The organism is Halobacterium rubrum, assembly GCF_021729015.1.
GTDB lineage: Archaea > Halobacteriota > Halobacteria > Halobacteriales > Halobacteriaceae > Halobacterium > Halobacterium rubrum.
The window spans coordinates 468,928-480,671 of record NZ_JAJQQZ010000001.1 but is presented as its reverse complement, the minus strand read 5'-3'; the positions used below and the strand labels follow the sequence as shown (position 1 = coordinate 480,671).

The 11,744-nt window shown below is 70.4% G+C and carries 14 protein-coding genes and 1 tRNA gene; 7 read left to right on the top strand and 8 right to left on the bottom strand.

What is annotated here, in order from left to right; translation table 11 throughout:
• Positions 1–25 precede the first annotated feature (25 nt).
• The 4 genes from LT971_RS02520 to ilvA form a co-directional block, all read right to left on the bottom strand.
• Positions 26–107: transfer RNA gene (locus LT971_RS02520), tRNA-Ser, on the bottom strand.
• Between the two features lie 46 nt (positions 108–153).
• Positions 154–348: a DUF7981 family protein gene (locus tag LT971_RS02515; protein WP_237005276.1), complete on the bottom strand. Its 195-nt coding sequence runs from the start codon at positions 346–348 to the stop codon at positions 154–156.
• Positions 349–360: 12 nt separating this feature from the next.
• Positions 361–744: a Rid family detoxifying hydrolase gene (locus LT971_RS02510; RefSeq protein WP_237005275.1), complete on the bottom strand. Its 384-nt coding sequence runs from the start codon at positions 742–744 to the stop codon at positions 361–363.
• Positions 745–828: 84 nt separating this feature from the next.
• A complete protein-coding gene (gene ilvA, locus LT971_RS02505) occupies positions 829–2,061 on the bottom strand; it encodes a threonine ammonia-lyase (protein WP_237005274.1) in 1,233 nt (410 codons plus the stop codon).
• Between the two features lie 264 nt (positions 2,062–2,325).
• Here ilvA and LT971_RS02500 point away from each other — a divergent pair, with 264 nt between their 5' ends.
• The 4 genes from LT971_RS02500 to LT971_RS02485 all read left to right on the top strand — a co-directional run bounded on the left by LT971_RS02500 (position 2,326) and on the right by LT971_RS02485 (position 5,847).
• On the top strand, positions 2,326–3,627 hold the full coding sequence (locus tag LT971_RS02500) for an MATE family efflux transporter (protein WP_272904669.1): 1,302 nt from the start codon (positions 2,326–2,328) through the stop codon (positions 3,625–3,627).
• A 117-nt stretch (positions 3,628–3,744) separates the two neighbouring features.
• The gene (locus tag LT971_RS02495) at positions 3,745–4,146 is read left to right on the top strand and encodes an ArsR/SmtB family transcription factor (RefSeq protein WP_237005272.1); all 402 of its coding nucleotides are present in this window, start codon (positions 3,745–3,747) and stop codon (positions 4,144–4,146) included.
• A complete protein-coding gene (gene arsB / locus LT971_RS02490) occupies positions 4,139–5,290 on the top strand; it encodes an ACR3 family arsenite efflux transporter (RefSeq protein ID WP_237005271.1) in 1,152 nt (383 codons plus the stop codon). Before LT971_RS02495 ends, arsB begins: the two co-directional genes overlap by 8 nt.
• Positions 5,291–5,427: 137 nt before the next feature.
• Positions 5,428–5,847, top strand: coding sequence for an arsenate-mycothiol transferase ArsC (locus LT971_RS02485; RefSeq protein ID WP_280337242.1), 420 nt, complete (start codon positions 5,428–5,430; stop codon positions 5,845–5,847).
• A 28-nt stretch (positions 5,848–5,875) separates the two neighbouring features.
• Here the strand turns inward: LT971_RS02485 and citZ are convergent, their stop codons facing one another.
• Entirely contained in the window at positions 5,876–7,012 is a 1,137-nt protein-coding gene (gene citZ, locus LT971_RS02480) for a citrate synthase (protein ID WP_237005270.1), read from the bottom strand.
• A gap of 118 nt (positions 7,013–7,130) precedes the next feature.
• Between citZ and LT971_RS02475 the strand changes: the two genes are divergently transcribed.
• Complete coding sequence (locus LT971_RS02475; RefSeq protein ID WP_237005269.1) at positions 7,131–8,357, top strand: potassium channel family protein; 1,227 nt, start codon at positions 7,131–7,133, stop codon at positions 8,355–8,357.
• Between the two features lie 30 nt (positions 8,358–8,387).
• Here LT971_RS02475 and LT971_RS02470 read toward each other — a convergent pair whose 3' ends face one another.
• Together LT971_RS02470 and LT971_RS02465 are read right to left on the bottom strand one after the other, a co-directional pair.
• Positions 8,388–8,987: a hypothetical protein gene (locus tag LT971_RS02470; RefSeq protein WP_237005268.1), complete on the bottom strand. Its 600-nt coding sequence runs from the start codon at positions 8,985–8,987 to the stop codon at positions 8,388–8,390.
• Between the two features lie 77 nt (positions 8,988–9,064).
• Positions 9,065–9,319: a DUF7536 family protein gene (locus tag LT971_RS02465; RefSeq protein ID WP_237005267.1), complete on the bottom strand. Its 255-nt coding sequence runs from the start codon at positions 9,317–9,319 to the stop codon at positions 9,065–9,067.
• An 85-nt stretch (positions 9,320–9,404) separates the two neighbouring features.
• On the opposite strand from LT971_RS02465, the gene LT971_RS02460 reads away from it, so the two are divergent.
• Both LT971_RS02460 and LT971_RS02455 read left to right on the top strand, forming a co-directional pair.
• Positions 9,405–10,361: a succinylglutamate desuccinylase/aspartoacylase family protein gene (locus LT971_RS02460; protein WP_237005266.1), complete on the top strand. Its 957-nt coding sequence runs from the start codon at positions 9,405–9,407 to the stop codon at positions 10,359–10,361.
• Between the two features lie 76 nt (positions 10,362–10,437).
• Positions 10,438–11,517, top strand: a complete 1,080-nt coding sequence (locus tag LT971_RS02455; RefSeq protein ID WP_237005265.1) for a pyridoxal-phosphate dependent enzyme — start codon at positions 10,438–10,440, stop codon at positions 11,515–11,517.
• On the opposite strand, the gene LT971_RS02450 is transcribed toward LT971_RS02455, so the two are convergent.
• The gene (locus LT971_RS02450) at positions 11,514–11,738 is read right to left on the bottom strand and encodes a DUF7511 domain-containing protein (RefSeq protein ID WP_237005264.1); all 225 of its coding nucleotides are present in this window, start codon (positions 11,736–11,738) and stop codon (positions 11,514–11,516) included. The genes LT971_RS02455 and LT971_RS02450 overlap by 4 nt on opposite strands.
• Positions 11,739–11,744: the final 6 nt, after the last annotated feature.

Here is an 11,744-nt window from a genome sequence, read left to right as displayed (position 1 = left end):
CTGTGCGGCGCGAGTACGGGGAGAACGCCGGGACAGGGATTTGAACCCTGAACCCCGTAAGGGGACACGCTTTCCAGGCGTGCGCTTTGCCATTCGGCCATCCCGGCCCAGTCGTTCGTACCGGGGTCGCGCGTTTAAACCCTTCTTTTCCGTTCAGCCGCCGAGGCGGCCGGCGGCGACGTGGGAGGTGGCTGCGGCGGCGGCGAAGACGACGGCTGCGACGCCGAACAGGGCGCTGTAGGCGACGCGCTGGCCCGCTATCAGGAGGTAGCCCTGTGCGAGCACGAGGAACGCCAGCGCGCCGACGACCCCCCAGAGCGCCGTCGACTTCGTGCGCGCGTCGACCATGCTGCTCTCTCGCTAGTCGCGCTGCGCGGCGATGGCTTCGATCTCGACGCCGACGCCCTTCGGGAGGTTCGCGACCTCGACCGCGGAGCGCGCGGGCGGATTGTCCTGGAAGTACTCCTTGTAGGTCTCGTTCATGTCGTCGAAGTCCTCGATGTCGTCCATGAACACGGAGACCTTGAGGACGTCCTGCATGTTCAGGCCCTCCTCCTCGAGGATGGCCTTGACGTTCTCGAGGCTCTGGCGTGTCTGGACGTCGATGGGTTCGTCGTCGAGCAGGTCGCCGTCCGGCGTCATCGGAATCTGGCCGGCGGTGAACACGACGTCGCCGTTGGTCGTCGCCTGACTGTACGCGCCGACGGCGGCGGGCGCGTCGGGAGTCTCGATGATGCGCTTCATGTCCGAATCGTCGCTCCCCCTCGTCTTAAACGTAGGAGAAACGGGCCAGAGCCGGTCGTCCATCCGGCCGCCGGAGTCCGGGAGTCAGTCGCTCTCGATGCGGGGGCCGTTGAGGACGGTGACGTCGAAACCCTCGTCCTGGATGCGGTCGAGCAGGCGGTCGACGTGCTCGGGGCCGCGGGTCTCGAGGTCCAGTTCGACCTCGGTGGCGTTCATCGCGATGTCGCGGTTGGTGCGGTCGTGCTGGATGGCGTAGATGTTCGCGCGCTCGTCGGCGACGGCGTCCAGCAGGGTGTTGAGGCTGCCCGGCCGGTCCTTGAGCACGGTGCGGACCTTCACGTAGCGGCCCTGGTCGACGAGCCCCCGGACGATGACCGTCGTGAGGAGGTTGAGGTCGATGTTGCCGCCGCAGAGCGCGGGGACGATGGTCTCCCCGTCGTCGTAGTCGAACTTCTCCTCGAGGACGGCCGCCAGCGGGGTGGCGCCGGCGCCCTCGACGAGCGTCTTCCCGCGTTCGAGCAACAGGACGAGCGCGGTCGCGATCTCGTCGTCGGAGACGGTGACGACCTCGTCGACGCGCTCCTGGATGACGGGGAACGTCTTCTGGCCGACCTGCCGGACGGCGATGCCGTCGGCGATGGTGTCGACGTGGTCGACGCCCTGGGGCTGGCCCTTGTCGAGGGACTGCGCGACCGTCGAGGCGCCCTCGGCCTGCACGCCGACGACGCGCACGTCGTCGAGCTCGCCCTTGAGGGCGGTGGCGACGCCGGAGATGAGTCCGCCCCCACCGATGGGGACGACGACGGTGTCGACGTTCGGACAGTCCTCGGCGATTTCGAGGCCCAGCGTGCCCTGGCCGGCCATGACGTACTCGTCGTCGAACGCGTGGACGTACGTGCGGTTCTCGGCGTCCTCGAGTTCGTGGGCGTGCGCCTGCGCTTCGTCGTAGTCGGCGCCGTGGAGGACGACCTCGGCGCCGTAGCTCTTCGTCGCCTTGACCTTCGAGATGGGCGCGGTCTCCGGCATCACGACCTTCGAGTCGACGCCGGACCGGCTCGCCGCGAGCGCGACGCCCTGCGCGTGGTTGCCCGCGGACGCGGTGACGACGCCGCGGGCCTGCTGGTCGTCGGAGAGCGTGCGGACGCGGTTGGTGGCGCCCCGGATCTTGAACGAGCCGGTGCGCTGGAAGCACTCCAGTTTCGGGTGGACGTCGGCGCCCGTCATCCGAGAGAAGGTGTGCGAGTAGTCCAGTGGTGTGTGGCGGGCCGTCTCGGAGACGCGGTCGCGGGCGGCGAGCACGTCGTCGAGTTCGAGCATACCCGCCGGTATGGCTGGTCCGGATTTAACCGTTGGTGGTGAGCGGCGAAGAACGCGAAAATGGAGCGTGTGACATTTGGGATGAGACCCGCCACCAACATAAAACCGACCGAACCGGAGTGAAAGTGAAAGTGGCAGACTGCACGGCGACGCGTCCCGACTTTCCGGGACCGGTAGCTCCATCCGGCGGGCCGCCGACCTGTCGGTGTGTACTCGCGGCTGCGGTCGGTGTGGCGGCGCGTGTTCGCGCTGGCGTGGCCCGTGATGGCCGAGCAGACGCTGCGCACACTGATGCGGACTGTCGACGTCGCCGTCACGGCGGCCATCTCGCCCGCCGCAGTCGTCGCGGTCGGGCTCGCGGATCTCTACGCGCGGTTCCCGCTGCGGGTCGGGCTGGGCCTCGGCGGCGGCGCCATCAGCCTCTCCAGTCAGGACACCGGCCGGGGCGCCACCGCCACCCGGGACGAGGCCGTCACGCAGGCGATTCTTGTCGGCGCGCTCGTCGGCGTGCCGTTCGCCGCGTTCGGTGTGCTGTTCGGCGCCGACGCGATTCGACTGCTCGGCGCCGCGCCGGACGTGGTCCGGCTGGGCGGCACCTACCTCGCCGTCGTGCTCGCCACGGCGCCCGCACGCCACGTCGCGCTCGTCGCGGCGCGCTCGCTGCAGGGCACGGGCGACACCCGGACGCCGATGTACGTCAACGCCGTCGCGAACGTCGGGAACGTCCTCGGCAGCGTCGGCCTCGGCCTCGGGTTCTTCGGCCTGCCGGAGCTCGGCGTGCTCGGCGTCGGTCTCGCGACCGCCGCCGGCAACGTCTTCACGGCGCTCGCGCTCACGGTCGCCATCGCCTCGGGCGCGACCGAAGCCGGGTTCGCGCGCCCCGAGTCCGCCGTCGTCACGAGGCAGCTGTTCGTCGTCAGCGTCCCCAAAATCGCCGAGGGGCTGAGCTCGACGCTCGCGGAGTTCCCGTTCAACGCCGTGTTGCTGACCTTCGGCACGAACGTCAACGCCGCCTTCCAGGTCGGCCGGCGGGCCTACCAGCAGGTTACCGGCCCGCTCTCCCGTGGCTACAGCGTCGCCGCGAACGTCGTCGTCGGGCAGGCGCTCGGCGAAGGCGACCCCGGTGGCGCGCGGTACAACGGCTGGGCGGTCGCCGCCCTCGGCGTCGTCACGGTCGGCGCCGTCGGCGTCCTGCTCGCCGTCTACGCCCGCCCGCTCGTCTCGCTGCTCGACGACACGCCGGCGACGCTCCGGTACGCCGTTCCGTTCGCGCAGGTGTACGGCGTGAGTGCCCCCTTCCTCGTCTCGTTCACGGCGCTGTCGGGCGCACTCCAGGGCGCGAGCGAGACCCGCATCCCGCTGCTCGCGCGCGCCACCGGCATGTTCGGGTTCCTCGTCGGGTTCGCGTACGTCGCCGGCGTCGCGCTCGGCTGGGGCGTCACTGCGGCGTACTGGAGCGTCGGCCTCTCGAACGCCTGGATGGCGCTGGTGGTCGCCGTCGGCTTCCACTACAGCGGCTGGGCCGACCGCGCTGCCGGCATGATGGCCGAGCGCAGCGATAGTTGAACTACTACTAATCACGCCTAAATCTATAGAGCGCTACGTTCCCGAGCAGAGCTCTTTCACCAGTTTCAGCCACGCGTACCGGAACGTATAATTGAGCGTTCGTTCAACTGGCTAACGATGGCAGAAGCCACCGAGCGGCTGCGGCGGTACCTCGACGACGAGCTCGGGGAGTGCCGGGACGAGGACGTCGACCGGCGCCTCGACGAACTGAGCGCGCTCGAAACCGCGATCGGTCCGGAGCGCGTCGACGCCGAACTCGACGTCCTCTCCGCGGTCGCCAGCGAGACCCGGTACACGCTCGTCCGGGTGCTGGTGGCCGCCGACGGCGAACTCTGCGTCTGCGAACTGGACGCCCTCGTCGACGTCTCCGAGAGCGGGCTCAGCCACGCGCTCTCCCGGCTGGCCGACGCCGGGCTCGTCGACGCCCGGAAGGACGGCCGCTGGAAGAAGTACCGCGCGACGAACCGCGCGGTCGCACTCGTCACCGTCCTCGACGGGAGCGTGAGCGTCGATGAGTGAGGTCGCCCACGACCACGGCCCGGACTGCGGCTGCGACGCCTGCGGCGACCCGCGGTCGATGGACTTCCTCGACAAGTACCTCACCGTCTGGATTCTCGGCGCGATGGCCGTCGGCGTCGCGCTCGGGTTCGCCGCGCCCTCGGTCACGGCGCCGATTCAGGACCTCCACCTCGTCGAGGTCGGCCTGATACTGATGATGTACCCGCCGCTGGCGAAAGCCGACTACTCGCGGCTCCGAACCGTGTTCTCGAACTACCGCGTGCTGAGCTTGAGCCTCGTCCAGAACTGGCTCATCGGGCCGACGCTGATGTTCACGCTCGCCGTCGTCTTCTTCGGCGGCGTCGTGCCCGGGCTGCCCGCCCGCCCCGAGTACTTCCTCGGCCTCGTGTTCATCGGGATGGCGCGCTGCATCGCGATGGTGCTGGTCTGGAACGAGCTCGCGGAGGGCTCCACGGAGTACGTCACCGGCCTCGTCGCGTTCAACAGCCTCTTCCAGATTCTCACCTACGGCGTCTACGTCTGGCTGTTCGCGCTCGTGCTCCCGCCGCTGCTCGGTATGGAGTCGCTGGTCGCCGGCATCGAGACGTTCTCCATCTCGCCCGGACAGGTGTTCGAGGCCATCGTCGTCTTCCTCGGCATCCCGTTCGCCGCCGGCTTCCTCACCCGGTACGTCAGCACTAGGGTCAAAAGCGAGCAGTGGTACGACGACGAGTTCGTCCCCAGAATCGACCCGCTGACGCTCGTCGCGCTGCTGTTCACCGTCGTCGTGATGTTCGCCACGCAGGGCGAGACCATCGTCGCCTCGCCCGGCGACGTGCTCTTGCTCGCCGTGCCGCTGACCGTCTACTTCGTCGTGATGTTCCTCGTGAGCTTCGCGATGGGGCGGGGCATCGGCGCCGACTACTCCACCACGACCGCCATCGGCTTCACCGCCGCCTCGAACAACTTCGAGCTCGCCATCGCCGTCGCCGTCGCCGTCTTCGGCGTCGGCTCCGGCGTCGCGTTCGCCACCGTCGTCGGCCCGCTCATCGAGGTGCCGGTGTTGCTCGCGCTGGTGAACGTCGCGCTGTACTTCCAGGACCGCTTCGACTGGGCCGGGCGCGGTGACGGCTCCGCCGACTCGACCGCCCCGACCGACGACTGACCACCACCACAACGCATGTCCACCGACTCCACACCCACCGAGGACACTGAATCGCTCCGACTCGCGTCCGTCTGCGTGCAAAACGCCGTCTCGCCTGCGGCGCGACGTGCGCTGCACGCGGCTCGGGAGGTGGTCGCGTGACCACCACCCTCGCGTTCGTCTGCGTGCAGAACGCGGGCCGCTCCCAGATGTCGGCCGCCTTCGCCGAGCGGGAGGTCGACCGCCGCGACCTCGGTGACGAGGTCGAGGTGCTCACCGGCGGCACCCACCCGGCTGACAGCGTCCACGACGGCGTCCTCGACGCGATGGCCGACGCCGGCTTCGACCTCTCGGACCGCCAGCCCCGCGAGATCGGCGAGGCGGAGCTGCGAGACTGCGACTACGTCGCCACGATGGGCTGTTCGACGCTGGACCTCGGGGACGTCGACGGAGTCGACGTCCGCGACTGGGCGCTCGACGACCCCGGCGGCGAAGCCCCCGAGCGCGTCCGCGAAATCAGAGACGAGGTCGAAGGGCTGGTCGTCGCACTGTTCGACGAGATCGAACGCGAGGAATAGCGAGCGCCTGCGGGCCGCTGTTACGCGCTTACCGCTCGTCGACGCTCGGGAAGTCGCGGTCCGCCTCGCCGGTGTAGCGGGCGCGCGGCCGGATGAGGCGGTTGTCCTCGTACTGTTCGAGGACGTGGCCGACCCAGCCGCCGACGCGGCTCATGGCGAAGATGGGCGTGTAGATGTCGACGGGGATGCCCATCTGGTAGTAGGTGGACGCCGAGTAGAAGTCGACGTTCGGCGCGAGGCCCTTCTCCTCGGCCATGAAGTCCTCGATGGTGACGCTCATCTCGTACCACTTCGTGTCGCCGGCGGCCTCACCGAGCTCCTCGCTGCGCTCGCCGAGAATCTTCGCGCGCGGGTCCTTGACGTTGTAGACGCGGTGGCCGAAGCCCATCACGCGCTCGCCGCTGTCGAGAGCGTCTTGCACCCACTGGAGGGCGTCCTTGTCGCTGTCGTCGACCTCCTGGAGCATGCGCATGACGTTGGCGTTCGCGCCGCCGTGGAGGCTGCCGGAGAGCGTGCCGATGGCCGAGGTGACCGCGGAGTGGACATCCGCGAGCGTGCTAGAGGTGACCATCGCGGAGAACGTCGAGGCGTTCAGGCCGTGGTCGGCGTGCAGGACGAGCGCCTGGTCGAAGACGTCGGCGAGGACGTCGTCGGGCTCCTCGTCGTTCAGCATGTAGAGGAAGTTCGCGGCGTGGTCGAGGTCCTCGCGGGGGTCGACGACGTCGTCGCCGTCACGCAGTCGCGCGAACGCCGAGACGATGGTCGGAATCTTCGCGGTGATGCGCTTGCCCTTCCGGAGGTTCGCCTCGCGGTCGGTCGGCTCGGCGTCGCTGTCGCCGTCGAACGCCGACAGCTCCGAGACGGCCGTTCGCAGCGCTGCCATCGGCTCCGCGTCGGCGTCGGCGAGGTCCGCGACGAGGTCGAGGACGTCGTCGTCGACCTCGCGGTGGCTCGCCATGTCCGCGCGGAAGGCGTCCAGTTCCTCGCGTGTCGGGAGTTCGCCGTGCCAGAGGAGGTACAGGACTTCCTCGTAGCTGGCGTCGCGCGCGAGGTCTTCGATGGTGTAGCCGCGGTAGACGAGTTTCCCCTCGTCGCCGTCGATGAAGCTCAACTCGGACTCGGCCACGAGCACACCTTCGAGGCCCTTCTTGAGTTCGTCGGACATGGCCTAGGCTCGCCCGTGCCGGTCCTAATGGGTATCGGTTTTTCGTGTGGAATCCCGGAAATCGATTCCGGTTCCGGGCACGCCAACGTTTAACGCGAGCCGGAGCGAACGACGAGACATGGGTGGCCGCGTCGAGTACGAGCCGGCGAGCGCGAAAGAGCTCCTCGTGGAGCTGAAGGACACGGCGGAGCTCCTCGTGGACCTCTCGTTCTCGGCGGTGCTGCACGGCAGCGACGACGTGGCCGAGGAAGTCCTGCGGCTGGAGGAGCGCATGGACGTCCTCCAGTTGCGGGCGCGGATGACGCTGCTGATGGCCGCGCGCAGCCCCGAGGACGCCGAGTCGCTGGCGCCAGTGCTCGGGGTCGTGGCGGCGACGGAGAAGATGAGCGACGCCGCCGGCGACATCGCGAAGGTCGTCCGGGAGGACGTCGGGCTGCCGGACGCGATGCGGGCAGCGCTCCCGGAGGCCGCCGAGTCGCTGGTGCGGGCGGAGCTGGCCGCCGACTCGAAGTACGCCGACCGGACCCTCGGCGACGTCGACCTCGAGACCGCGACTGGCGTGCGCGTCATCGCCATCAGGCGCGAGGGCCATGGCGAAGGCGGAGCGGGCACCAGCTCCGACTGGCTGCCGAACCCCGACCGGGAGACGACGCTGCGGGCCGGCGACGTGCTCCTGTTGCGGGGGCCGGAGACGGGCGTGGCGGCCGTCTTCGAGACGGCGACGGGCGTGGCGTACGACCGGCCGGCGGCCGCCGAGCCGGACGTCGAGGACCTCGGACGCGCCGTCGACTCCGTCGTCCTGATGAAGAACATGAGCGAGCTCGCCGTCGACCTCGCGTACGGCGCAGTGCTGTTCGACGACGACGGGCTCGCCGCCGAGGTCGTCGAACTGGAGGCGGAGGTCGACGCCCTGAAGTCACGCTTCGAGGCGTGGACGCTGCGGGCGGCCGCCGACGTCCCCGACCCGGTGTCGCTTCGGGGGCTGGTCCACATCGCGACCGCCACCGAGGTCATCAGCGACGCCGCCGTCGAGATCAGCGAGGGCGTGCTCCGCGGGCTCGACACGCACATCGTCGTGCAGGAGGCCGTCGAAGCCTCCGACGAAGTGGTCGTCCGGGTTCCGGTCGAGGCCGACAGCGTGCTCGCGGGCACGACGCTCGGCGACGAGCGCGTGAAGACCCAGACCGGGATGCGGGTCGTCGCAGTGCGGCGCGGCGACAGTCCGGACGAGGCCGAGGCGTGGGTCGTCGAACCCGGCCCGGAGACGGCCGTCCGCCCGGGCGACGTGCTGCTCGCGAAGGGCACTCGCAGCGGCGCCGAGAAGCTCCGGGCGCTGGCCGCGTGACAGCACGGCTCGTCGCCGACAGGCGGGCGCTCAGTCCGCCAGCCAGCCGCGTTCCCGTTCTATCACGGTCAGCGCGAGGTCGGGCAGCGGCGTCTGCACGTAGTCGCGGCCGTCGGTGAACGACTGCGCGTCCATCATCGACGTCTCCCCGGTCTCGAACCGGAGTTTGAACCCCGCCGGGCCGTCCGCCGGCTGGACGGCGGTCACTTGCCCGACCACGCCCGCGGCGGCGAGCTGCCGGCGGCGCTCCTCCAGCGCGTCCACGGCCGACTCGTCGACGTCGAAGGCGTCGTACTCCGAGTCCGAGCCGCGGAACCGCACGAGCAGCCCGCCGTCGGACTCGGGCTCCAGCCCGTGGTAGGCGTACACGTAGCCGTGTCTGCGGAAGACGACGAGCTTCGACGTGCACTCGACGCCGCGCAACGAGACGTCGGTCGTGTACACCCATCGCTTCGCGGACCGGTCCGTCGCGGCCGTCTCGTACCGGTGGCCGCCTTTCGACCGGTCGGCTCCCCGGAGCGGCCGCAGCAGGCCCGCCACGACGGAGGACGCCGGGGGGAGGCCGTCCCCGCCGTCCCCGTCGTCGCCGGTCGCGGCCGCGAGCCGAGTCGGGAAGTCGTCGTCACCCATCACCCCCGGCGACTACCTGCACCTATTTCAGTACTGTGGCAGTCGCGATGCTGCCCGCACCGGTCGTGTCAGCTCCGCTACTCGAGAGATTTCGTCACCCGGTAGGCGGCGCCGACGGTGAACAGCGCCGTCGCCAGCAGCGTCACCGTGAACGCCAGCACGAGCGCCAGCCCCGCCAGGTACGGCGTCGGGTACACCGCCCCGCCCGACGCCACCACGAAGAACCAGTAGGTCGCGGCCGCGGCCAGCACCCCCACCAGGAGGCCGCGTTTGGCCTGTGTCGCCACGTCCAGCGTCTGCATCAGGTTCTGCACGCCGGGCCGCTCGGGCATATCCGCCGGTTGTGGCGGGCCGGGCTTAGCCCCGTCGGTTCCCCGACCGAATCGCTGAAGGTACGGCCGCCGGAATCAGGACGTAATGACGACCCTCGGCACCGCGTCTGCCGGCCCCGGCGAACTCGACACCGGCCGCCTCACGGTCGGTGAGACCCGCGACGGCACCAGCCTCGGGCTGCCGGTCGCGGTCGTGAACGGCGAACGCGACGGCAAGACGCTGTACGTGCAGGCAGCGAGCGACGGCGACGAACTCAACGGCGTCGGTGTCGTGCGGCGCGTCGTCCCCCAGCTCGACCCCGCCGAGCTGGCCGGCGAAGTGCGCGTCGTCGGCGTCACGAACCTCCCTGCGTTCAACGTCGCCGAACACCGCAACCCCATCGACGACACGAAGCTCAACCGGGCGTACCCCGGGAACGCCGACGGTTCCTCGAGCGAGCGCATCGCGAACGCGACGTTCTCGGCCGCCGAGGACGCCGACCTCATCCTCGACCTCCACCAGGCCTCGACGTCGCGGATGATCAACGAGGTCCGGGTGCGGTGTGGCCGCCACCACCGGCTGCACTCGCAGTGTCTCAAGCTCGCGAAGGTGTTCGGGTGCGGGCACGTCCTCGACCAGAAGGGGCCGGACGGTCAGCTCGCGCGCGCCGGCCCAGACAACGGCATCCCCACCGTCGACCCGGAGCTCGGCGGCTGCGTCGGCTGGGACCAGGAGTCGATCCGGTACGGCGTCGACGGCGTCTTCAACGTCCTCCGCTACTACGGCTTCCTCGACGGGGACCTGGAGACCGGGCCGCAGACGCGCGCCAAGGAGTTCGACCGCTACGGCTCCCCCGTCGGCGGGCTCGTCGACTACGAGGTGGCCCTCGGCGACCGCGTCGACGCCGGCGACACGCTGTTCGAGGTCACCGACCCCTTCGGCACGCTGAAGGCGACGGTCACCGCCGACACCGACGGCATCTTCTGGCGCACCCGCCGCAAGCCCCAGGTCGCCACCGGCGAGTACGTCTGCTCGGTGGGGACGAGCGTGGACACGTACTGACACCGGCGCGTCGCTGGTCGGCGCTCCACTTCCGGGAACCGCCACGCTCAGGTGAGCGGGCGGCGTCCGGTGAGGCATGCTCGAGTGTCGGTCGTGTGGCGCGACCTGCGAGTCGGGGGCCGACGAGCCGTGGCGCTGTCCCGAGTGCGGGCACGCGCTGGACTTCGCCGAGCGCCCGCTGCCCGACGGCGAGAAGCCGGACGTCGACCCGCTGGCGGGGCTGTGGGCGTTCGACGCGTTCCTGCCCGTCGGCCGCGAGGTGACCCTCGGCGAGGGGTGGACGCCGGTCGCCGAGTCGGCGGCGTGGGACGCCCAGTTCAAGCTCGACTACGTGTTCCCGTCGGGGAGCTACAAGGACCGGGGCGCGGCGCTCACGCTCTCCCGGGCGGCGGAGCTCGGGGTGGAGCGCGTCGTCGAGGACTCCTCGGGGAACGCCGGCGCGGCCATCGCGCAGTACGCCGCGCGGGCGGGCGTCGACGCCGACATCTACGTGCCGGCGGACGCCAAACAGTCGAAGCTCGACGCCATCGAGGCGGCGGGCGCGACACCCGTGCGAGTCGAGGGGAGCCGGCAGGACGTCACGGACGCCTGCGTCCGGGAAGCCGTGGGCGGCGAGGCGTGGTACGCGAGCCACGCGTGGAACCCGGCGTTCTACGCTGGCACGGAGACGTTCGCGTACGAGCTCGCGGCGCAGCGCGACTGGGACGTGCCGAACGCGGTCGTGCTCCCGCTGGGCCACGGGACGCTGTTCCTCGGCGCCTACCGCGGGTTCGAGAAGCTCCGGGACGCGGGCTGGACGGACGAGGTGCCGCGACTGCTCGGCGTGCAGGCCGAGGGCGTCGCGCCGGTCGTCGAGGAGCTACACGGCCCGGCTGCGGCGGCGCGCAACGACGTCGCCGACGGCATCCAGATTCGCGAGCCGGCGCGCTTCGACCAGCTTCTCGGCGCTATCGAGAACTCCGGCGGTGACGCAATCGCGTGCGGCGAGGCGGCGACCGAGCGGGCGCTGGCTGCGCTCCACGAGCGCGGGTTCTACGTCGAGCCGACCAGCGCCGTGGCGGTCGCTGGACTCGAAACGTACCGCGAGAACGGGACACTCGACGGGAGCGAGGACGTGGTCGTCGCGCTGACGGGGAGCGGGCTGAAGGCGGACTAGCGGCAGTCGTCGAGGTCGACGAACGCGTCGTCGGCCGCGGTCAGCCACGTCGTGACGAGCTCGTCGGCGTCGGCGTCGGCCGGGAACAGCGTGCACTCCTCGTGGCCGTCGTCGGCCGACTCGACCCGGGCGAGCACCCGCCCGGACGCAGCGCTCTCGGGCTGTTCGTCGGGCTCTGCGACAGCGTCGTCGTCGCGGTGGGTACGGCTGCCCGGTGGCATATTTAC